Origin of the sequence: Micromonospora antibiotica (assembly GCF_017599305.1) — a bacterium.
GTDB lineage: Bacteria > Actinomycetota > Actinomycetes > Mycobacteriales > Micromonosporaceae > Micromonospora > Micromonospora antibiotica.
Genome location: NZ_JAGFWR010000006.1, coordinates 66,854 through 87,303 on the forward strand (window position 1 = coordinate 66,854; position 20,450 = coordinate 87,303).

Consider the following 20,450-nt stretch of genomic DNA (forward strand, 5'->3'; position numbering starts at 1 on the left):
ATTGCATTTCTGCACTGAGTGCGGAAAAGTTCGGGTCATGCGCACCGTACTCATCTCCGGAGCCGGCGTGGCCGGCCCGACCCTCGCCTACTGGCTGGCCCGCGCGGGGTGGCGGCCCACGGTGGTCGAGCGCGCCGCCGGGCAGCGCTCCAGCGGCAACCCGGTCGACGTCCGCGGACCGGCCCTGCCCGTGGTCGAACAGATGGGGGTGGTGGATGCCCTGCGGGCGGCGGCCACGCACGCCACCGGGCTGCGCATCGTCGACCCGGCTGGCCGGCCCGGTCGCCGCATCGCGATGCCCGCCACCCGCAGCCCGGCCGGCACGGCGGAGATCGAGGTGCCCCGCGCCGACCTCGCCCGCATCCTGCACGACGCGGCCCGCGACGACGCCGAGTTCCGGTACGACGACACCGTCACCCGACTCGACCAGGACCCCGACGGGGTGGACGTCACCTTCGCCACCGGCCCGCCCCGCCGGTTCGACCTGGTCGTCGGCGCGGACGGACTACACTCGACGGTCCGCCGGCTCGCCTTCGGGCCGGAGCGCGACGTCGTCCGCCACCTCGGCCTCTACGTGGCCACCACACTGCTCGGCGAGGCACCGGAGCACCCCCACGACGTCCTGCTGCACAACACACCGGGCCGGCTCGTCGCGATCCACCCGGTCCGGGGCGAGGCCGGGGTCGCCTTCATCTTCCGGCACCCCGGCGTCGTCGACTTCGACCACACCGACGCGGCCCGGCACCGGCAGATCCTCACCGACGCGTACGCCCGGGAACGTGGCTGGCGGGTCCCCGAGCTGCTGGCCCGGGCCCGACAGGCAGACGACCTCTACTTCGACGCGGTCACCCGGGTGGTGCTGCCGTGCTGGTCCAGCGGGCGGGTGACGCTGCTCGGCGACGCGGCGGCCTCGGTGTCGTTGTTCGGCGACGGGTCGAGCCTGGCCATCGCCGGGGCCCGTACCCTGGCCGCCGCCCTCGCCGACAACGAACCCGCCGCCGCCCTGCGCCGCTACGAGGCCGAGCACCGACGCCGCACCGACCGTCGCGGGCGGACCACCGGCCTCGTGGCGTCGGTGCTGGTCCCGAGGAGCCGCCCGGGTGTCGCCGTCCGCAACGCGCTCGCCCGGTTGCTGCCGGCCGGCTGACCCCGGGAGGGCACCCCGACGACGCTGCCCACCCGCGCCGCCGGGGCACCGGACGGGTGCCCGCCGCCCGTACGATTTCCCCGTGCGCGAGCTGCTGCGATCCTGGTGGCGTGAGCCCCGTCCGGCACGCCCTGCACCGCACGGGTGGCGCGACGGGGCGCTGGTCGCCCTGCTCGCGGCGGCGGCGCTGGTGGAGGGGCTCGCCCGGTGGGGCACCCTGCCGCAGCCGGCGGCCGTGCCGGTCCTGATCGGTGCCGGTCTCGCCCCGGTCCTGCTGTGGCGGCGGAGCCGGCCGCTGCTCGTGACGCTCGTCGCCTTCCCGGTCTGCGCCGTCGGCGAGGTCGTCGTCGGTGGCGACCTCGGCCTGCACACGCTTGCCTACCTGCTGCTGGCGGTGTTCGCGCTGACCCGCTGGGGGTCGGGGCGGGAGGCGGGGTTCGGCGCGGCCCTCGTCGCCGCGAAGCTCACCTGGTCGACCGTGGTCGGCCACCTCGGCCCGGACGACGCCCTGGGCGGGGCCGGGGTGGTCGCGGCGGCGCTCGCGGTCGGGGCCGCGCTGCGCTGGCGGGACCGGGCCCGACGGCGGGAGGTCGAGCAGGTGACGCTGCGCGAGCGGGAACGGCTGGCCCGCGACCTGCACGACACCGTCGCCCACCACGTGTCCGCGATAGCCGTCCGGGCCCAGGCCGGACTCGCCCTGTTGGAGACCCGGCCCTCGGCCGCCGCCGACGCGCTACGGCTGATCGAGACGGAGGCGAGCCAGGCCCTGACCGAGATGCGCACCCTGGTCCGGGCCCTGCGCCGCGACGAGCCGGCCGAGCGGGAGCCGAGCCTCCGCATCGCCGACCTGCGGCAGCTGGCGGACCGGACCGGTGACGGTCCGGCCGTCGAGGTGGACCTGGTCGGCGACCTGGACGGCCTGCCGGCCCCGGTGGCGGCCACGATCTGCCGGCTGGCCCGGGAGTCGGTCACCAACGCCCGCCGGCACGCCCGGGACGCGACCCGGATCACCGTCCGGGTGGTGGTCGACGAGGACACGGTGCGGCTGCGGGTCTACGACGACGGTGTCGGCCCGCCGGCACCCGGACGCGACGGCTACGGGCTGGTCGGGATGCGGGAACGGGCCCACCTGCTCGGCGGCTCGCTCGACGCCGGCCCCGACCGGGACCACGGGTGGACGGTCACCGCCGCGCTGCCCCGGGCCGTGGCATGAGCGGCAGGACCCGGGTACGGGTGCTCGTGGCCGACGACCAGGAGATCGTGCGGACCGGGCTGGCGATGATCCTCGCCGCGCAGCCCGACGTCGAGGTGGTCGGCGAGGCGGCCACCGGGCAGCGGGCGGTCGAGCTGGCCCGGCGGCTGCGCCCCGACGTGTGCCTGTTCGACATCCGGATGCCCGGCGTGGACGGGATCGAGGCGACCCGGCTGCTGGCCGGTCCGGGGGTCGCGGACCCGATGGCGGTGGTGGTCATCACGACGTTCGACCTGGACGAGTACGTCTACGCCGCGCTGCGCGCCGGGGCCCGGGGCTTCCTGCTCAAGGACTGCGGCCCGGCCCTGCTCACCCAGGCCGTCCACGCGGCGGCCGCCGGGGACGCGCTGATCGCGCCGCAGGTCACCACCCGGCTGCTCCGGGCGTTCGCCGACGCCGGCCCGGCCACCCCGCCCCGCCAGCCGGTCGACCGGCTCACCGACCGGGAGGAGCAGGTGCTGGGCGCGGTGGCCCGGGGACGCACCAACACCGAGATCTCCGCCGAGCTGCACATCACGCTGAGCACGGTCAAGACGCACGTCGCCAGCCTGATGGCGAAGCTGGGGGCCCGTAACCGGGTCGAGGTCGCGATGTGGGCGTACGAGACCGACCGGCTGCGCGGCGGCTGAGCCGATCCCCGACGGCGGCGTGGCCCCGGCGGGACGGTCGAGGGTGGACGCCGCCGAAAGTACGGCCGACGACCCCGACCATCGGCCGGTCCGACGGCGGCCCGCGGACCGATGAGCCGGCCGGCCCCGGTCGCCATGCTCGGGTCATGACGACGCGACGACGGGACTGGCCCCTCCTCACCGGGCTCATCGTGCTCAGCGCGGCCCCCACCCTCGGCAGCGCGCTGCGGGTGGCATCCCTGTCCGGTGGGGCCGAGGTGACCCCCGCCAACGAACGCTTCTTCGCCGCGCCGGTCCCGGTGCTGCTGCACATCGTCGCCGCCGTCACGTTCAGCCTGCTGGGGGCGTTCCAGTTCGCACCGGGGTTCCGGGACCGCCACCGGGCCTGGCACCGCCGGGCGGGCCGGGCGCTGGTCGGCTGTGGACTGGTGGTGGCCGCATCCGGATGGTGGATGAACGCCACCTATCCGCTGCCGCCGGGCGACGGCCCGCTGCTCATGGTGCTGCGGTACCTGTTCGCCGCCGGCATGTTCGTCGCCGTCGCCGCCGGTTTCGTGGCCGTCCGACGGCGACGGCTGTCCCAGCACCGGGCCTGGATGATGCGGGGTTACGCGATCGCGCAGGGCGCGGGGACACAGGCGGTGCTGCTGTCGACCTGGGCGCTGGCGGTGGGGCCGACCACCGAGCTGTCCCGGGCGCTGCTCATGGGGGCGGCCTGGACGCTCAACCTGCTCGTCACCGAGTGGCTGATCCGGCGGCGCCGGCCCGGTCATGTCGCGGCGGCCCGCCCGGCGACGCTCGCCGCCACCGGCTGAGCTGCCGGCGGACGGGGTGGACGGTGCCGGGTCAGGCCGCCGGGGGTCGGCGCAGGTGCCATACGCGTGCCGGGGGTAGGTTGAGCCAGACGGTGCGCTGCCCGGTGGCGTAGGCGCGCTGGTAGGACCGCATGACGCCGTCGACGGCGGCGTGCCGGCGGGCCTCGGCGGAGCCGGCGAAGGCCCGCCGCGCCGGGCGGGTGCCCCGATAGGCGAAGTACGTCAGTGCGCCGCCCGGCCGCAGCAGCCCGACGAACCGCGCCATGATTCCCGCCACCTGCACGGGATCGAAATTGGTCATCGGTAGGCCGGAAATGATGACGTCGTACGCCCGAGAGGTTCGGTACTCCTCGATTTCCGTGCGGTGGATGTCGACGGCAACCGTGGCGGTACGGGTGGTGTCACGCAACCGGGCGACGAATGTCGGACTGACTTCGACGATGTCGAGACGACTGGCCGGAGGCAGCACGTCGAGGATGGTCCGGGTGACCGCTCCGGTGCCGGCACCGACCTCGAGAACTGTCAGTGGGCCGTCGGACCGGACACGTATCGGGTGAACCAGCGCCCTGGCCAGGGCCCTGCTGCTGGGTGCCACGGCACCGACGGTCCGGGGATGGCGAAAAGCCTCGGCACAGAAGGAAAAGGGGCTCTGGGTTCCGGTGGTCGCTGCATTGTCGCGGTTCATGGATGACGACGCTATGAGCGTGCCACCCCTGCGGTGATCCGTCGAATTCCGCTCGACCCCCCCTACTTTCGTGGGGGGTGGAACGTGGCCGGAAGTCGGGAGTCCCGACCTGCCCGGCTCCCTAGGATCATGGGCGTGGTCGCATTTCCGGCAGGAGCACGGATCGGACGTTTCGTCCTGGTGGCGTGGTTCACGGCCCTGGCAGTGAACAACGCGGTCCTCACCTCCACGGGACGGGAACGGGTCGCCGCGTGCGTGCTCCTCCCGGTCTGCGCCGTCGCCCTCCTGGTGCGCCGGCTGCCCTGGTTCGTCGCCCCGGCCCTGCTGGTCGCGACGGCGGCGCTGCTGGGCGTGTCCACCCCACTCCTGCTGGTCTGCGTGACGGTCTACGACCTGGCGGTGGACCGTCGCGCCCGGGTGGCGGTCGCCGGTTTCGCCGGTGTGCTGACGGTCAACGCCGCCGTCGAGCTGGTCACCACCTCGCGCTGGCTGGCGTACGACTATGTCCCGGCGGTAATCCTGGCCCTGTTGGCGCTGGTCATCGGGCTGTGGCGGGGCAGCCGGCGGCGTACCCTGCAACTGCTCGCCGACCAGGTCGAGCACCTGCGGATCGAGGCGACGCTACGGGAGGAGGCCGCCCGCAGCCAGGAACGTTCCCGGATCGCCGCGGAGATGCACGATGTGCTGGCCCACCGGCTGAGCCTGATCGCCCTGCACACGGGGGTGCTCGTGGCCCGGGGCGACGAGCTTCCCGAGCGGGTCACCGACAGGTTGCGGCTCCTGCGGTCCACCTCCACCGCCGCGATGGCCGACCTCCGCGACGTGCTCGGGGCGCTGCAGGTGCCGGCCACCGCCGGGGTGACGGCACCCGTGCCGGGCCGGGTACGGCACCTCGTCGACGAGTCGCGGTCGGTGGGACAGTCCGTCGACCTGGTGATCGAGGGCAGCGCGGACGAGGTGCCCACCACGCACCGGCTCGGCGTGTACCGGGTGGTGCAGGAGGCGCTGACCAACGTCCGGAAGCACGCGGCGGGCGCGGCCACCACGGTGCGCATCGACTACCGACCGCCGGTCACCACGGTCGAGGTCACCAGCACCGGTGGCACGGCGTCCTCGGACCGGGTCCGCTCCGGATACGGGCTCGTCGGTCTCCGCGAACGGATCACCGCCCTCGGCGGCCGGTTGCAGTCCGGGCCCACCGGCGTCGGCGCCTGGCGGGTCCACGCCGCTATCCCGCACCCGATCGTGCCGCACACCTTGTCGGACGGGGGGACGGCATGATCCGCGTCATGATCGTCGACGACGACGCCTTGGTCCGGCTCGGCCTGTCGGACCTGCTGGAGGACGACCCGGAGATCACCGTCGTGGCCCAGGCCGCCGACGGCGTCGAGGCCGTCGAGAAGGCGGCGGCGGGGCAGGTCGACATCGCGCTGATGGACGTCCGGATGCCCCGCCTGGACGGCATCGCCGCAGTCGCCGAACTGCGCAGACTGCCGCGCCCGCCCCGGATCATCACGCTGACCACGTTCGACCTCGACGACTACGTGTACCGGGCGCTCGCTGCAGGCGCCGACGGATTTCTGCTCAAGGACACCGATCCGGCCGAGATCCTGCGCGCCGTACACCTGGTGGCGGCCGGCTCGGCCATGCTGCATCCCGCTGCCGCCCGCCGCCTGATCGACCGCTACCACGCCACGACCACGCCGCAGTCCGCCGCCGCGCAGTCGCGCATCCGGCGGCTCACCCCGCGGGAACGCGACGTCCTCGTCCTGCTCGCCAGGGGTGACACCAACGCCGACATCGCCGAACGCCTCGCCATGCGGGAGAGCACGGTCAAGGCGCACGTCAGCCGCATCCTGGCTGCCCTCGACGTCACCAACCGGGTGCAGGCCGCGCTGCTGGCCCGCGACGCCGGCCTGGGCAGGTGACAGTCGGCCGACCCCTACTTTCGTCGGGGATCACCAACGCAGAACGGCAGGTTCCCCCGGCGACGCCGATGGCTAGCGTCGAACCATGACCCCAACCGCCACCCGGGACAACGCCGCGACAGTAGCCCCGCGCGCCGTCCGGACCGGCCGGCGATGACGGACACGCTTGCTGACCTGCTCGGCCGGGTACCCGCACCGACCGCCTACGCGCTCCTGGCCGCCGCTCTGCTGATCGAGTCGAATCTCCTGTTCGGGGTCTTCGTCCCCACCCTCACGGTGATGGTCACCGCCGGCGCGCTGGCCGGGGCCGGGCACCTCGATCTGCCGGTGGTCGTCGCCGTCGCCGCCGGCTCCGTGGTGACGGCCGACCTGATCGGCTACGGCGTGGGCAGCCGGCTGGGGGGTCGGCTCCGCACCAACCGGATCGGCCGGATGATCTCCCCGGCCGCCTGGACCCGCGCGGAGTCGGTCATGCACCGGCACGGCGGCCGGGCGGTCGCGGTGGCGCGGTTCGTCCCCCTGCTGCGGACCCTGGTGCCGCACCTGGCCGGGGCGACCGGGGTGTCGTACCGGCGGATCGCCCCGTACAGCATCGGCGCCGCCGTCACCTGGGCCTGCGTGGAGGCCGGCGGCGGCTATCTGGCCGCCCACTCGATCCACCGGATGTCCACACCGGTCATGGTGACCGCCCTGGCCGTCGTCGGCGTCGGCGCGCTGGTCGTGGCCGTCCGTCGGTGTCGGGGCGTCGGCGACCCGGCCGTGGCCGCCCGCAGGCGTCGGGGCGTTGACCCGCCCGACCAGGGCACCCGGGCGTCGGTCGCCCCGGCGGGGTCGCCGCCGCAGGTCTAGGCGAATCCGTCGGCGAGCGCGGTCAGCTTGGCGACGTACGCCGGCCACTCCTGGTCGTCGATGACCTGCGGGCTGTCCCGTCGCCAGCCGACCGTCGCGTCGTGCTGCTCGCGCAGGATGTCGGCGTGGCCGGCGTGCCGGGCGAGATCGCAGGTCACGTGGATGATGATCTGGTGCAGGGTCACGTCCTGGTGCCCCGGCCGCCACCACGGCACCCGCCCCGGCGCGTCGAGCGGCAACTCGGCGATCGTCTGGTCGGCGAACTCGGCCACCCGGCGGTACAGGTCGATCAGGCCGTCCTTCGTCTCGTCCGCCCGCGCGTACCAGTCCGCCTGCGGGTCCTCGTCGTACGCCGCCATGAGGACCAGTTCGCCGGGCGACGGAAACTCCCGGCCGAAGGTGGGGCCGAAGTAGCCGGCCTCGACGTTCAGGCAGTGCTTGAGCAGGCCCAGCAGGTTGTTGCCGGTGGCGGTGCGGGGCAGCCGGGCCTCGCGTTCGTCGAGCCCTTCCAGCTTCCACACCAGGTCGTCGCGGGTGGCCTGGAGGTAGTGCCGCAGTGCCGCCTTCGGATCGTCCCGTTCCGTCATGCCCGGCAGTCTCCCCCACCGGTACGACATCCGTGGGGCGGGCCCGTCGCGGCAAACAGCTTCCTGACAGTCGACGGTGATGCTGGGCCCCGGCGAGATCGCCGTAGAGCTGACCGGAGGCGTGACGATGAGGAAGCAACTGATGGCTGCGTTGTGCGGCGCCGTACTGCTGGTCGGCGGGTGCTCGACCGCCGAGGAGGCCCCACCCGCCGCCAGCAGCACCGGCGGGGCGGAGGTGGCCACCCTCCAGACCGGCACGCCCACCCCCGCCGCGTCGGCGACGACGCCGCAGGACGAGCGGCCACGGGAACGCCTCGACGACACCCCGGAGGACACGAAGGAACGCCTCAAACCGTATACGAAGTGCCTGACCGAGCATGGCGTCGACATCACCAGGCGGCGCAGCGACGGCACCGGCGCGGACGGGACCGATGAGGCCAACAAGGCGTGTGAGCACCTGATGCCGCTGCCGCCGTGGGAGTTCGACCCGGCCAACCCGGAGGCGAAGGACTTCGCCCGGGACGTGGTGAAGTGCCTCAAGGACAAGGGCGTCCGGTATGTCGAGGTGGGTGCCGACGGCACGGGCTGGGCTTTCGGCGGCAAGAACAACGACTCCGAGTCGATCTCCAAGGGGTTGAAGTACTCCCCGGCGTGTGAGCGTGAGGTCGCCGCGAAGCGGAAGTAGCCGCCCCGGCCGGCGGCGTCGCCCACCCCCGGGCGACGCCGTCGACGGTCGTCCGCCGGCGATGGTGCCACCGGTTTGTCAGGAACCGGTCAAGGCGGGGCATGACCTTTTTCTCACGAACGTCGGATCTCCCCGTCACCCGCCCGACGAACTGCGCACGGACCGAGAGGTGCCCGGTGTCACCGCCTTCCGCTGGATCCGCGTCGCCCCTGACCTGCTCTATATTCCCCAGCATGTGCGCACACGTGATGCTCGCGGAGGACGATCCGCGGCAGGCCGAGGCGCTGCGCCGCTACCTCACCGCAGCGGGTCACCGGGCCACGGTGGTGGCCGACGGTGAGACGGCGCTGCGTCAGGCCCGGGAGCAGGCGTTCGACCTTCTCCTGCTCGACGTGATGCTGCCGAAACTGGACGGCATGCAGGTCTGCCGGATCCTGCGGCAGGAGTCGGACGTGCCGGTGCTGATGCTGACCGCGCGGTCCGCCGAGGACGACCTGCTGCGCGGGCTGGACCTGGGCGCCGACGACTACATGACCAAGCCGTACAGCCCGCGTGAGCTGGTGGCCCGGGTGCGTACCCTGCTGCGGCGGGTGCGCACGACGCCCCAGGAGTCACCGGTGCACCGGCTCGGGCGGCTCACCGTCGACGAGTCCCGACGCCTGGTCACCGCCGGGGACACCACCGTCGACTGCACCGCCGGTGAGTTCGCCATCCTCGCCGCGATGATCCGGCAGCCCGGCCGGGTGTTCAGCCGGGTGCAACTGCTCGAACACACCCGGGGCGTCGACCGGGAGTCGACCGGACGCACCATCGACGTCCACGTGATGAACCTGCGCCGCAAGATCGAGTCGAATCCGCGCCGGCCGCAGCAGCTGCTGACCGTCTACGGCGTCGGCTACAAGCTCAGCGCCGGCACGTCGTGACCGGGCAGCAGCGGGTCCCTCTGCACCGCAGCCTGGTGGTGCGGCTGCTGGCCACCTCGCTGCTGGTGGCGGTCTGCGCGATCCTGGCGACGACCTGGCTGGCCGTGCAGTCGACCACCCGGGCGATCCAGCAGGAGCAGGGGCGTTCGCTCGCCGACGACAAGAGCATCTACGACACGCTGCTGGACCACGCGGCGACCCACCGGGACTGGACCGGGGTCGACGCGGTCCTCGCCGAGCGGGCCGACCGGCTCGAACGGCGGATCACCCTGATGACCCCGGACCGGCAGGTGATCGCCGACTCCGCGCCGGACGGCCCGTCGTTGCAGACCGCCCGGCCGTCCGCGACCGTCGACCCGCTGCAGGTCGACCTGGGGCTGACCGGCGGGACCGAACGGGTCGATCCGCGCGCGGTCGGGCCGTACCGGCTGACCAAGCGGGAGAGCAGCAACATCCGGGAGCTGGCCGAGCGGCAACTGGGCTGCGTGCGCGCCGAGTCCAGGGCCGACGCGCGGGTCGTGGTGGATCCGGCCGGCCGCGCCTCGGTGCAGGTGAGCGACCCGAAGGACCGGGGCATCGTCGGGTTCTGCCTGCCCGACGAGCTGACCCGCCCGATGCCGAGCGAGGCCGCCGGGATCGCCCAGTTGGAGACCCTGACCAAGACCTGCCTCAGGGAGCTGGGGGCACCGACCCGGGTCGACATCCGCGCCGACCGGACCGCGGCACCGAGCCGCGACACCCGCTTCGACCAGCAGGTCGCCGGCTGCCTGCAGCAGGCCCGGACGGCCCAGCTCCGGGCGTACGTGGCGCCACCGGCGTTGCTGTTCGTCACCGACGAGGCGCAGGGCGGCTCCGAGCCGGTGTTCAACCTGTCCCGGGCCAACGTGGTCCGCATCGCCCAGGTGACCGGGGCGGTGCTGGTGGCCACCGTGCTGATCACCGTGCTGGTCGGGCGGCGGCTGGTCCGGCCGTTGCGGGCGCTCACCGACGCGACCCGGCAGCCGATGGACGAACCGGCCCGGGTGCCGGTGACCACCCGCGACGAGATCGGCATGCTGGCCACCGCGCTCAACGATCTCGCCGCCCGCCGGGAGCAGACCGAGGCGTTGCGCCGGAGCATGGTCAGCGACGTGGCGCACGAGTTGCGGACGCCGTTGACCAACATGCGCAGCTGGCTGGAGGCCGCGCAGGACGGTCTGGCGCAGCTCGACACCCAGCTGCTCACCCTGCTGCTCGACGAGGCGCTGCTGCTGCAGCACATCATCGACGACCTGCGTGACCTGGCCGCCGCCGACGCCGGTGACCTGCGTATCCACCGCGAGCCGTACTTCGTGGCCGACCTGCTGGAGCAGGTCGTCGAGGCGCACCGGGGCGCGGCCGAGGCCGCCGGGGTCCGGCTGGGCACCTCGGTGGGCGCGGACCTGGAGATGGCCGTCGACGGGGCCCGGCTGCGCCAGATCGTCGGCAACATCGTCGCCAACGCGGTACGGCACACCCCGGCGGGCGGGTCGGTCGTCGTGCGCCTGGAGGTACGCGACGACCAGCTCGCCATCGCCGTGTCCGACACCGGCACCGGCATCGCCCCCGCCGACCAGGCGAAGATCTTCGACCGGTTCTGGCGGGCCGACGACTCCCGCACCCGCAGCACCGGTGGCAGCGGGCTCGGGCTGTCGATCGCCCGCAAGCTCGCCGAGGCGCACGGCGGCACGATCGGCGTCGAGAGCGTCCCGGGTCAGGGCAGCACCTTCACCGTCCGGCTGCCGATCGTCGTCCCGGCGCGGGGCTGAACCCGCCGCCAGTCCGTCCCTTCCGGGTACGACCGTCTTCCGGGTGGTGCCGACTTTTTACATTGCAGTTGCACTGTAACCCGCGTACCTTCTTTGCAATGCAGTCGTATTGCAAACGGGAGGCGCAGGTGTCGGTGATCCCCCTGTCGGAGGCACACGCCGACCTGGTCCCGCTGGTCGGCGGCAAGGCGGCCGGTCTCGGCGAGCTGATCCGCGCTGGCGAGCGGGTACCCGAGGGTTTCTGCGTGACCACCGAGGCGTACCGGGCCGGGGTGGTGCCGCGGGACGAGGTCCGGGCGGCGTACGCGCGGCTGGGCGGTGGCCCGGTGGCGGTGCGGTCGAGCGCGACCGACGAGGACCTGCCGGACGCCAGCTTCGCGGGCCAGCACGACACGGTGCTGGACGTCGAGGGCGAGGCGGACCTGCTGGCGGCGATCGGCACCTGCTGGGAGTCGCTGCACGGCAGCCGGGCGGCGGCCTACCGCCAGGCGCGCGGGACCGACCCCGCCGACGTGCGCATGGCGGTGGTGGTGCAGCGGATGGTCACCCCGGTCCGGGCCGGCGTGCTCTACACGGCCAACCCGGTCACCGGCAACCGCACCGAGATGCTCGTCGAGGTCGGGCCGGGCACGACGGTCGTCGACGGCCGCACCGACGTGACGCGCGTCGTGCTCGCCGACCCGGCCGGTAGCGACGGGGGCCGGCCGGAGCCCGGGTGGCAGGGCGACCTGTGGGCCGTCGGTCGGCGGGTACAGGCGCACTTCGGCGGGCCACAGGACGTCGAGTGGGCCATCGACCACGACGGGACCCTGTGGTTGCTCCAGTCGCGGCCGGTCAGCACGCTGTTCCCGGCACCGCCGCAGACCGACGACCTGCGGGTGTACGTCGAGTTCGGCAACGTGCAGGGGATGCTGCGACCGGTCACCCCGATGGGCATGGCCACGCTCCGCGCGATGATCGCCGCCATGGTCGCCTCGCTCGGGATGCGGGTGGAGATCGTCGACATCGGCGGACGGCTCTACGGCGACCTGACCGACCTGGTCCGCCGGCCGGCCAGCCGCCGACGGCTCGTCCGACTGATGGCCGTCGACTTCGGGCCGCGCGCCCAGGCGGTGATGGAGCACGTCCTGCGGGACCCCCGGTTCGCACCGTCCGGTGACGGCTCCCGCCGCCGCCCGGCGGACGCCTCGTTGGGCACGGCGCTGCGGGCCCTGCGGGGCATCCTGCGGGCGCTGACGCGACCGGACGCGGCACGGCGTCGGCTGGTCGCCGCCGTCGACCGGCTGCGGGCCGAGTCGGTGGCACCGGCACACCTGCGGACGGCCCACGAGCGGCTGCGGTTCGTCCGCGACCACGGCGACGGCGACGGCGGTGCCGCCGACGACATCACCTGGCCGATCGTGGCCGGAATGCTCGCCTCGGCCCTGCCCGCCCACCTGCTCAAGGGGGTCGCCACCGAGGACGACGTCCACGCCGTGCTGCGTGGCGTCCCGCACAACGTGACCATCGAGATGGACCTCGCACTGTGGGCGCTGGCCAGCGCCGCCCGCGAGCACCGCGACCTGCTCCTCGACACGCCACCGGCCGAACTGGCGGCCCGGTACCTGCGGGGCGCGCTCCCCGAGATCGGCCTGTCCGGGTTCCTGTCCCGCTACGGCCACCGGGCGGCGGCCGAAGCCGACGTCGGGGTGCCGCGTTGGGCCGAGGACCCCACCCCGGTCCTCGCGGCCGTCGCCAACTACCTGCGGCTGACCGACCCCGCGCAGGCACCCGACCGCCGGTTCGCCGAGGCCGCCGCAGCAGCCGGGGCCGCGCTCGACGAGTTGGCCGCCCGGGTCCGCCGACGTCGCCCGGTCCGGGGCCGGATCGCGATCTTCCTGCTGCGGCGGGCACGACGGCTGGCCGGACTGCGGGAGGCCGGCAAGTTCGCCGGGCTGTACCGGCTCCGGACCGTACGCGAGCAGTTGCTGCTCATCGGGGCGACACTGTTCCCGACGGCGGACGACGTCATGTTCCTCACCCTCGACGAGGTCGGGGCGGCCCTCGACGGTGCCGACCTGACCGGGCTGGTCGCCCGACGCCGGGCGACCCACCGGCGTGAGCTACGCCGCCGGGTCGTGCCGGTGGCACTACTGTCCGACGGGACCGATGTGGAGAGCACCCTGCCGGCCCCCACCGACGGGGCGGGACTGCTGCGGGGCGTGGGGGCGGCGACGGGTAGGGTGACCGGCCCGGCCCGGGTGGTCACCGACCCGGCCACCGCATACCTCGAACCCGGGGAGATCCTCGTGACCGCCACCACCGACCCGGGCTGGACGCCGCTGTTCCTGACCGCCGGGGCGCTGGTCACCGAGACCGGCGCGATCATGGCGCACGGCCCGACGGTGGCCCGCGAGTACGGCATCCCGGCCGTGATCAGCGTGCCGGGCGCCACCTCGCGGATCGTCACCGGTCAGGTGATCACCGTGGACGGTGCGGCCGGCACCGTGACGACGGCGCGGTAGGCCCCGATGCCCAGGAAGGTCGATCCCCGTCAGCGCCGCACGCTGATCGCGGACGCGCTCATGCGGGTCGCCGCCGACCGGGGTCTGGAGGCGGTGAGCCTGCGGCACGTGGCCGCCGAGGCGGGGGTGTCCGCCGGCATGGTGCAGCACTACTTCACCACCAAGGACGAGATGATGGCCTTCGCGCTGTCCGTCGTCCGGGACCGGGGTCGGGCCCGGGTCGAGGCGGCGGTCGCGGCGCTCGGGCCGGACCCGCGGCCCCGGCTGCTGCTGCGCACCCTGCTTGCGGCGCTGCTGCCGTTGGACGAGGCGGCGCGCGCGGACGGACGGGTGGCGTTGGCGTTCCTGTCCTGGACCGCCCTGCACCCGGCGGCGGCCCCCGGCCTGCGGCCCGATACCGCGCAACTGGTGGAGTTCATCGCCGGGCTACTGCCGCGGCCACCGGCGTCGGACGCCGCGGCGGGGCTGCTGGCGCTGGTGGAGGGGCTGGGGGTGTACCTGCTCGGCGGGCAGTACACCCCGGCGCAGGCGACCGCGGTCCTCGACCACCAGTTGGACCTGCTCTTCGCCTGACCGCAGGCGGCGTCCCACGGGTCGGCGGTGCCCCGGCGCGGACCGCTCGCCGTGCGGGCGCGGCCGACCCGTGAAATCCTCTGTGGACAGTGATCGTCACCTATCAACAGGAGACTTCCATGCGATCTCGGCTCCTCTCCATCGCCTCCGCGCTGACCCTCGCCGCGAGCGGCTCGGTGCTGGCCCTGATACCCGCCAGCCCGGCCAGCGCCCACTGCGACGGCCACGGGCAGCACCCGGACCTGTACAGCGGCGGCGGGATCTCCTGGGGCGACGGGACCTTCATCCGCGCCTACCCCCACCAGGACTGCCAGCCCAAGGGCCAGGGGTACCCGAGTCAGAACATCGACGTCCACTGCGCCACGCTGACCGGTGACCTGTGGTTCTTCGTCCGCAACACCTCCACCGGGATCAACGGGTGGGCCCGCCGGGACGCGCTGCGCTTCTCGCAGACCGTCACCATCGACGACTGCGCCAACGGGCTCGCCCCGCACCGCGTGGCCTGACCGGGGCTGCCGGCCCGGCCCGGCACGGCGTGCCCCTCGACGTTTCGAGCGGTGCGCAGGTATGACGGGACCCGGCAGCCCGGGGTGGACGGCAACCGCGTCCACCCCGGGCAGGCCGGCCCCGCAGGTCGACCCGACGGCGTCAGGTCAACAGCGCCGGGCGCAGCTCACCACCCACGTTGATCGTGCCGACGACCCGGTCGCCGGTGAGGTCGAAGACGTCGACCGCCCGGTTGGTGCGCATGAGTTCCCGCACCGACGGCGGCAGCGGCGGGGGTTCCTTCATCGCCGCCCGGACGTCCCGGGTGGTGGAGATCAGCCGACCGACCAGCGACGCCCCGTCGTGGTCCACCCGGACCCGGCCGTACTCCCAGCCGCAGGTGGTGAGGTCGAGCACCTCGAACAGGCGGGCGAGCAGCGGATGCGGGTCGGTCGCCCGGACGAACTGCGTCGCCCTCGTCCCGACGACCGTGGCGGCGGCGGCGACGTGCACGTACGGGTGCAGGCCGCCCGGCAGCGCGAACAGCGGCCAGTGCAGCCGGCCACCGGCCGCCCGCCACAGTGGCCGGTAGTTGCGCCGGTCCACCGGGAACCGGTGACCGGTGCGCCGGTACAGCTCCGCCGTCTGGGCCGACAGGTCCGCGTGGGCCGCGTCGGCGAACTCGCCGACGATCCTGGCCGCCACCGCCAGGCCGTCACCGTCGTCGAGCAGGGCGACGATCCCCGCCACCTGGTCGGCCGGCGCGACGGCCACGTGGGTGCCGTACCGCTGCCGCACCTCGGCCGACAGCGCCGCCTGCCGGACCGGATCCTCCTGGACCTGCCGGCCCCCGCCGCCCAGCACCCGCCCGAGCCATCCCATGTCGCCTCGTCTCCGCCACCGTCACCGACCGCAGCCATGCTAGTGCGACCCTGCGTCAGAGATAGCTCACGCCGGTCAGTTCCTCGGCCGCCGTCCACAGCCGCCGGCCGACAGCGGGATCGGTGGCCTCCGGGCTGGCCCGCACCTCGGTGACCGGACCCCAGGTCTGGAAGAGCCGGGCCGGGCCGAAGAACTGGCCGCCCCGGACCGCCGGGTCGGTGGCGGCGCGCAGCTGGGGCAGCGCACCCCGCTGCACCGGCTGGGTGGCCAGCAGGCCGAGCCAGGCGACCACCCGGCCACGCCGGCCCCGGTGGGCCATGGCCCGGGGGGTCAGGTTGGTGCGGGTGACACCGGGATGGGCCAGCACGCTGAGCACCGGTGCTCCGGCGGCGCGCAGCCGCCGGTCCAGTTCGACGCCGAAGACGGTGGTGGCGAGCTTGGACCGGCCGTACGCGGCGGCGCCCCGGTAACCGCGCTCGCCCATCAGGTCGGCGAAGTCCAGGTGTGCATTGCGGTGGGTGATCGAGCTGAGGTGGACCACCCGGGCCGCCCGCGCGGCGGCCAGGTTGTCCAGCAGCAGACCGGTCAGCGCGAAGTGGCCCAGCAGGTTGGTGGCGAGGTGCAGCTCGTGGCCGTCGACACTGGTGCGGCGCGGGCCGAGCAGCACCGCACCGGCGTTGTTGACCAGCAGGTCGATCCTCGGATGGGCGGCGGCCAGTCCCGCCGCGAACGCCCGGACCGAGGCGAGGGAGGCGAGGTCCAGCTCACGTACCTCGACGTTCCCGCCGATGCGCCTACCGGCCTGCCGGCCGGCGGCGGTGTCGCGGACGGCGAGCACGACGTGCGCACCACGGTGGGCCAGCGCGGTGGCGGTGACCAGGCCGAGGCCCGAGTTCGCGCCGGTCACGACGGCGGTACGGCCGTGCTGGTCGGGGATGTGGTCGGCGGTCCAGGTCATCTGCTGCTCCTGAGCGGTCGGGGTGGGACGCCGACGTTAGGGGCCGCCCGGCCGGGCTCGGTCGTCCCCGGTCGCCTAGGTCCCGCAGTCCTACCCACCCCGGTCCGGGCCGCGTCACACTGGCCCCATGACCCATCCGTACGCCCGCGAACTCGGTGACTTCCTGCGCGCCCGACGCGGCCGGCTGCACCCCCGCGACGTCGGCCTGGAGCCGGGCGGGCGACGGCGGGTCACCGGGCTGCGCCGCGAGGAGCTGGCGCTGCTGGCCGGGTTGAGCACCGACTACTACCAGCGGATGGAGCAGGGCCGGGAGGTCCGCCCGTCCGACCACGTGCTGGACGCGCTCGCCGCCGCGCTCGCCCTCGACGACGAGGAACGCCGGCACCTGTTCACCCTGGCCCGCGCCGCCCGCCGGCCGGTACCGGCCCGGGTGGACCACGGCCCGGAGCGGGTGCCGGAGAGCACCCGCCGGCTGCTGCGGGTGCTGGACACCCCGGCAGTGGTGCTCGGCCGCCACCTGGACCTGCTCGCCTGGAACGCGTGGGCGGTGGCGCTGCTCGGCGATCCGGCGGACCTCCCGCCGGGCCGCCTCAACATGCTGCTGCTGATGTTCGACGAGGCGGCGTCCCCGGTGCGGCGCTGCGCGTCCTGGGAGCAGCAGGCGCTGGACTACATCGGCATGATGCGTGCCGCCGTCGCCACCGACCCCACCCATCCCCGGGCCACCGCGATCGTCGGTGAGCTGACCATCCGCAGCGCCGAGTTCCGGCGGCTGTGGTCGCGGCACGACGTGCGCGGGTCGGTCACCGGCACCAAGACCTTCCAGGTCCCCGGGGTCGGTGACATCGTCCTGGACTGGGACACCTACCCGCTGCCCGGCAACCCCGGCCCGGTCCTGCTGGTCTTCACCGCCGAGCCCGGCAGCGCCGACGCGGACGCCCTGCGGCTGCTGGCGTCACTGCGGGCCACCGACCGGTCGGAGGAGAGTTATCTGACACGCCGACGCGACATCTAGTGTTGCCTCTCCCCCATCCACGCCATATATGGTGTGCCACGCAGCTGGTTCGACCGGGCCCGGTGGTCCGGTCGAGGCAACAGGGAACCCGGTGGAAATCCGGGACTGCCCCGCAGCGGTAAGTGGGAACGACCGCCGTCATCGAGCACTGGACCGCCAGGTCTGGGAAGCGACGGCCAGTAGGCGACCGGCGACCCCGGTCACGCTCGCGAGTCCGAAGACCTGCCAGTGCGCCGTGCGCTGCTGCGCGCGGCGGTCGGAGGTCGCGCGGGACGACCGACGCCAGCACCCGGGCCGGCCGTCGCGCCGTGCCCGTTGGCGTTCTCCCGCGTCCGATGACCATCGGTGACAGCGAGGAGAGGTCATGACGAACGTAGCGGAACGCCCACCGTCCGAGGTCGACGGCGCGGAGTCACGCCGGCCGGCGATGCGGGTACGCAAGCGCGACGGCGACACCGAGCCGGTCGACGTCAACCGGATCGTCACGGCGGTCGCGCGGTGGACCACCGACCTGGACGAGGTCGATCCGCTGCGGGTGGCCACCAGGACGATCAGCGGCCTCTACGACGGGGCGACCACCGCCGAGCTGGACAAGCTGTCGATCCAGACGGCGGCGGAGCTGATCGGCACGGAACCGCAGTACTCCCGGCTGGCGGCCCGGCTGCTGGCCGCGTACGTGGACGAGGAGGTCCGCGGGCAGGAGGTGACCTGCTTCAGCGAGTCCATCCGGTACGCCCACGGCCTCGGCCTGATCGCCGACGACACCGCCGCGTTCGTGGCCCGGCACGCCCGGCAGCTCGACGAGGCCGTCGACCCGGCCGGTGACCTGCGGTTCGAGTATTTCGGGCTGCGGACGGTGGCCGACCGCTACCTGCTGCGGCACCCGCAGTCGCGGCTGGTGGTGGAAACCCCGCAGTTCTGGCTGCTGCGGGTGGCCTGCGGGCTGTCCACCACGCCCGACGAGGCGGTCGGGTTCTACCGGCTGATGTCGTCGCTTGCCTACCTGCCGAGCTCCCCGACGTTGTTCAACTCCGGCACCCGGCACACCCAGATGTCGTCGTGTTTCCTGGTCGACTCGCCGCGCGACGAACTGGACTCGATCTACGAGCGCTACCACCAGGTGGCGAAGCTGTCGAAGTTCTCCGGCGGCATCGGCATCTCCTGGTCGCGGGTGCGGGGCCGGGGGGCGCTGATCCGGGGCACCAACGGCCGGTCCAACGGGATCGTGCCGTTCCTCAAGACCCTCGACGCCGGGGTGGCGGCGGTCAACCAGGGCGGCCGGCGCAAGGGTGCCGCCTGCGTCTACCTGGAACCCTGGCACCCGGACATCGAGGAGTTCCTGGAGCTGCGGGACAACACCGGTGAGGAGGCCCGGCGTACCCACAATCTCAACCTGGCCAACTGGATCCCCGACGAGTTCATGCGCCGGGTCGAGGCCGACGGCGACTGGTCGCTGATCGACCCGTCGGACGCCCCGGAGCTGCCCGACCTGTACGGCGAGGAGTTCGACGCCGCGTACCGGGTCGCGGAGAAGAAGGCGGTCCGCACGGTGAAGGCCCGGGACCTGTACGGGCGGATGATGCGCACCCTGGCGCAGACCGGCAACGGGTGGATGACGTTCAAGGACCCGTCGAACCGGCTGTCCAACCAGACCGGCGTGCCGGGGAACACGATCCACCTGTCCAACCTGTGCACCGAGATCCTGGAGGTCAACAGCGACACCGAGACGGCGGTGTGCAACCTGGGGTCGGTCAACCTCGGCGCGCACCTCACCGGCGACGGCGTCGACTGGGACAAGCTGCGCGCCACGGTCCGGACGGCGGTGGTGTTCCTGGACCGGGTGATCGACATCAACTACTACCCGGCGGAGCAGGCGGCGGCGGCGAACCCGCGCTGGCGCCCGGTCGGGCTGGGGCTGATGGGTTTGCAGGACGCGTTGTTCGCGCTGCGCCTGCCGTTCGACTCGGCCGGGGCCCGGGAGCTGTCCACCCGGGTCCAGGAGGAGATCTTCCTGACCGCCCTGGAGACGTCGGCCGGCCTGGCCGAACGGTTCGGCGCGCACCCGGCGTACCCGCAGACCCGGGCGGCCCGGGGTGACCTGCACCCGGACCTGTGGGGGGTCGAGCCCACCCAGACCGCGCGGTGGGCGGCGCTGCGCACCCGGATCGCGGCGCATGGCCTGCGCAACTCGCTGCTGGTGGCGATCGCCCCGACCGCCACGATCGCGTCGATCGCCGGCTGTTACGAGTGCATCGAGCCGCAGGTGTCCAACCTGTTCAAGCGGGAGACCATGTCCGGGGAGTTCCTCCAGATCAACACCTATCTGGTACGCGAGCTGAAGGCACGCGGCCTGTGGACGGCGGAGATCCGCGACCAGATCAAGCGGGCCGAGGGTTCGGTGCAGGGCATCGTCGACCTGCCCGTCGAAGTGCGGGAGTTGTTCCGGACCGCGTGGGAGCTGCCGCAGCGGGCGCTGATCGACCTGGCCGCCGCGCGGGCGCCGTACATCGACCAGTCGCAGTCGCTGAACCTGTTCCTCAGCGCGCCGACCATCGGCAAGTTGTCCTCGATGTACCTGCACGCCTGGAAGTCCGGGCTGAAGACCACCTACTACCTGCGGTCGCGTCCGGCGACCCGGATCCAGCAGGCCACCGTCACCGTCGCCCCGGTCGTCACGGCCGACGCCGAGGCGTTGGCCTGTTCCCTGGAGAACCCCGAGAGCTGCGAGGCGTGCCAGTGACCATC

The 20,450-nt window shown here is 73.6% G+C and carries 19 protein-coding genes and 1 riboswitch; of the genes, 15 read left to right on the top strand and 4 right to left on the bottom strand.

Annotated features, from left to right (window positions below; translation table 11 throughout):
* The first annotated feature begins 37 nt into the window (after positions 1 to 37).
* The 4 genes from JQN83_RS13620 (at position 38) to JQN83_RS13635 (ending at position 3,843) form a co-directional block, all read left to right on the top strand.
* On the top strand, positions 38 to 1,147 hold the full coding sequence (locus tag JQN83_RS13620) for an FAD-dependent monooxygenase (RefSeq protein WP_208567503.1): 1,110 nt from the start codon (positions 38 to 40) through the stop codon (positions 1,145 to 1,147).
* Positions 1,148 to 1,229: 82 nt separating this feature from the next.
* The gene (locus JQN83_RS13625) at positions 1,230 to 2,360 is read left to right on the top strand and encodes a sensor histidine kinase (protein WP_208567504.1); all 1,131 of its coding nucleotides are present in this window, start codon (positions 1,230 to 1,232) and stop codon (positions 2,358 to 2,360) included.
* Positions 2,357 to 3,028: a response regulator gene (locus JQN83_RS13630; protein WP_208567505.1), complete on the top strand. Its 672-nt coding sequence runs from the start codon at positions 2,357 to 2,359 to the stop codon at positions 3,026 to 3,028. The genes JQN83_RS13625 and JQN83_RS13630 overlap by 4 nt, the downstream gene beginning before the upstream one ends.
* A 146-nt stretch (positions 3,029 to 3,174) precedes the next feature.
* On the top strand, positions 3,175 to 3,843 hold the full coding sequence (locus JQN83_RS13635) for a DUF2306 domain-containing protein (RefSeq protein WP_208567506.1): 669 nt from the start codon (positions 3,175 to 3,177) through the stop codon (positions 3,841 to 3,843).
* Between the two features lie 31 nt (positions 3,844 to 3,874).
* On the opposite strand, the gene JQN83_RS13640 is transcribed toward JQN83_RS13635, so the two are convergent.
* The gene (locus JQN83_RS13640) at positions 3,875 to 4,528 is read right to left on the bottom strand and encodes a class I SAM-dependent methyltransferase (protein WP_279632750.1); all 654 of its coding nucleotides are present in this window, start codon (positions 4,526 to 4,528) and stop codon (positions 3,875 to 3,877) included.
* A 135-nt stretch (positions 4,529 to 4,663) separates the two neighbouring features.
* Between JQN83_RS13640 and JQN83_RS33800 the strand changes: the two genes are divergently transcribed.
* From JQN83_RS33800 to JQN83_RS13655, 3 genes are all read left to right on the top strand, one after another.
* Complete coding sequence (locus JQN83_RS33800; protein WP_208567508.1) at positions 4,664 to 5,809, top strand: sensor histidine kinase; 1,146 nt, start codon at positions 4,664 to 4,666, stop codon at positions 5,807 to 5,809.
* A gap of 8 nt (positions 5,810 to 5,817) precedes the next feature.
* Positions 5,818 to 6,456 (top strand): response regulator, encoded by a 639-nt coding sequence (locus JQN83_RS13650; RefSeq protein WP_244252408.1) that lies wholly within the window; start codon positions 5,818 to 5,820, stop codon positions 6,454 to 6,456.
* Positions 6,457 to 6,609: 153 nt separating this feature from the next.
* On the top strand, positions 6,610 to 7,305 hold the full coding sequence (locus JQN83_RS13655) for a DedA family protein (RefSeq protein WP_208567510.1): 696 nt from the start codon (positions 6,610 to 6,612) through the stop codon (positions 7,303 to 7,305).
* Here JQN83_RS13655 and JQN83_RS13660 read toward each other — a convergent pair.
* Complete coding sequence (locus tag JQN83_RS13660) at positions 7,302 to 7,892, bottom strand: DinB family protein (RefSeq protein ID WP_208567511.1); 591 nt, start codon at positions 7,890 to 7,892, stop codon at positions 7,302 to 7,304. The genes JQN83_RS13655 and JQN83_RS13660 overlap by 4 nt on opposite strands.
* 127 nt (positions 7,893 to 8,019) lie before the next feature.
* Between JQN83_RS13660 and JQN83_RS13665 the strand changes: the two genes are divergently transcribed.
* The 6 genes from JQN83_RS13665 (at position 8,020) to JQN83_RS13690 (ending at position 14,870) form a co-directional block, all read left to right on the top strand.
* Positions 8,020 to 8,577, top strand: a complete 558-nt coding sequence (locus tag JQN83_RS13665) for a hypothetical protein (protein WP_208567512.1) — start codon at positions 8,020 to 8,022, stop codon at positions 8,575 to 8,577.
* A 233-nt stretch (positions 8,578 to 8,810) separates the two neighbouring features.
* Positions 8,811 to 9,500 (top strand): response regulator transcription factor, encoded by a 690-nt coding sequence (locus JQN83_RS13670; RefSeq protein WP_208567513.1) that lies wholly within the window; start codon positions 8,811 to 8,813, stop codon positions 9,498 to 9,500.
* Positions 9,497 to 11,287, top strand: a complete 1,791-nt coding sequence (locus JQN83_RS13675; protein ID WP_208567514.1) for a sensor histidine kinase — start codon at positions 9,497 to 9,499, stop codon at positions 11,285 to 11,287. The genes JQN83_RS13670 and JQN83_RS13675 overlap by 4 nt, the downstream gene beginning before the upstream one ends.
* 98 nt (positions 11,288 to 11,385) lie before the next feature.
* Positions 11,386 to 13,791: a PEP/pyruvate-binding domain-containing protein gene (locus tag JQN83_RS13680; protein ID WP_244252409.1), complete on the top strand. Its 2,406-nt coding sequence runs from the start codon at positions 11,386 to 11,388 to the stop codon at positions 13,789 to 13,791.
* A 6-nt stretch (positions 13,792 to 13,797) separates the two neighbouring features.
* Entirely contained in the window at positions 13,798 to 14,364 is a 567-nt protein-coding gene (locus tag JQN83_RS13685; RefSeq protein WP_208567515.1) for a TetR/AcrR family transcriptional regulator, read from the top strand.
* A 119-nt stretch (positions 14,365 to 14,483) separates the two neighbouring features.
* Positions 14,484 to 14,870, top strand: a complete 387-nt coding sequence (locus JQN83_RS13690) for a hypothetical protein (protein WP_208567516.1) — start codon at positions 14,484 to 14,486, stop codon at positions 14,868 to 14,870.
* A gap of 142 nt (positions 14,871 to 15,012) precedes the next feature.
* Here JQN83_RS13690 and JQN83_RS13695 read toward each other — a convergent pair whose 3' ends face one another.
* Both JQN83_RS13695 and JQN83_RS13700 read right to left on the bottom strand, forming a co-directional pair.
* Complete coding sequence (locus JQN83_RS13695) at positions 15,013 to 15,732, bottom strand: hypothetical protein (protein ID WP_208567517.1); 720 nt, start codon at positions 15,730 to 15,732, stop codon at positions 15,013 to 15,015.
* Positions 15,733 to 15,787: 55 nt separating this feature from the next.
* Entirely contained in the window at positions 15,788 to 16,690 is a 903-nt protein-coding gene (locus JQN83_RS13700) for an oxidoreductase (protein ID WP_208567518.1), read from the bottom strand.
* Positions 16,691 to 16,817: 127 nt separating this feature from the next.
* Between JQN83_RS13700 and JQN83_RS13705 the strand changes: the two genes are divergently transcribed.
* Together JQN83_RS13705 and JQN83_RS13710 are read left to right on the top strand one after the other, a co-directional pair.
* Positions 16,818 to 17,705 (top strand): helix-turn-helix transcriptional regulator, encoded by an 888-nt coding sequence (locus JQN83_RS13705; protein WP_208567519.1) that lies wholly within the window; start codon positions 16,818 to 16,820, stop codon positions 17,703 to 17,705.
* 27 nt (positions 17,706 to 17,732) lie between these two features.
* Positions 17,733 to 17,949, top strand: a riboswitch (cobalamin riboswitch).
* 120 nt (positions 17,950 to 18,069) lie between these two features.
* A complete protein-coding gene (locus tag JQN83_RS13710; RefSeq protein ID WP_208567520.1) occupies positions 18,070 to 20,445 on the top strand; it encodes a ribonucleoside-diphosphate reductase subunit alpha in 2,376 nt (791 codons plus the stop codon).
* The last annotated feature ends 5 nt before the right edge of the window (positions 20,446 to 20,450 follow it).

What these genes read in the sequence shown, in the direction of transcription:
- JQN83_RS13650 (WP_244252408.1), top strand. Translation starts at nt 5,818, where the DNA reads ATGATCGTCGACGACGACGCCTTGGTCCGGCTCGGCCTGTCGGACCTG.
- JQN83_RS13655 (WP_208567510.1), top strand. Translation starts at nt 6,610, where the DNA reads ATGACGGACACGCTTGCTGACCTGCTCGGCCGGGTACCCGCACCGACC.
- JQN83_RS13670 (WP_208567513.1), top strand. Translation starts at nt 8,811, where the DNA reads ATGTGCGCACACGTGATGCTCGCGGAGGACGATCCGCGGCAGGCCGAG.
- JQN83_RS13640 (WP_279632750.1), bottom strand. Translation starts at nt 4,528, where the DNA reads ATGAACCGCGACAATGCAGCGACCACCGGAACCCAGAGCCCCTTTTCC.
- JQN83_RS13705 (WP_208567519.1), top strand. Translation starts at nt 16,818, where the DNA reads ATGACCCATCCGTACGCCCGCGAACTCGGTGACTTCCTGCGCGCCCGA.
- JQN83_RS13635 (WP_208567506.1), top strand. Translation starts at nt 3,175, where the DNA reads ATGACGACGCGACGACGGGACTGGCCCCTCCTCACCGGGCTCATCGTG.
- JQN83_RS13660 (WP_208567511.1), bottom strand. Translation starts at nt 7,892, where the DNA reads ATGACGGAACGGGACGATCCGAAGGCGGCACTGCGGCACTACCTCCAG.
- JQN83_RS13690 (WP_208567516.1), top strand. Translation starts at nt 14,484, where the DNA reads ATGCGATCTCGGCTCCTCTCCATCGCCTCCGCGCTGACCCTCGCCGCG.
- JQN83_RS13620 (WP_208567503.1), top strand. Translation starts at nt 38, where the DNA reads ATGCGCACCGTACTCATCTCCGGAGCCGGCGTGGCCGGCCCGACCCTC.
- JQN83_RS13685 (WP_208567515.1), top strand. Translation starts at nt 13,798, where the DNA reads ATGCCCAGGAAGGTCGATCCCCGTCAGCGCCGCACGCTGATCGCGGAC.
- JQN83_RS13665 (WP_208567512.1), top strand. Translation starts at nt 8,020, where the DNA reads ATGAGGAAGCAACTGATGGCTGCGTTGTGCGGCGCCGTACTGCTGGTC.
- JQN83_RS13695 (WP_208567517.1), bottom strand. Translation starts at nt 15,732, where the DNA reads ATGGGATGGCTCGGGCGGGTGCTGGGCGGCGGGGGCCGGCAGGTCCAG.
- JQN83_RS13710 (WP_208567520.1), top strand. Translation starts at nt 18,070, where the DNA reads ATGACGAACGTAGCGGAACGCCCACCGTCCGAGGTCGACGGCGCGGAG.
- JQN83_RS13680 (WP_244252409.1), top strand. Translation starts at nt 11,386, where the DNA reads ATGCAGTCGTATTGCAAACGGGAGGCGCAGGTGTCGGTGATCCCCCTG.
- JQN83_RS13630 (WP_208567505.1), top strand. Translation starts at nt 2,357, where the DNA reads ATGAGCGGCAGGACCCGGGTACGGGTGCTCGTGGCCGACGACCAGGAG.
- JQN83_RS13700 (WP_208567518.1), bottom strand. Translation starts at nt 16,690, where the DNA reads ATGACCTGGACCGCCGACCACATCCCCGACCAGCACGGCCGTACCGCC.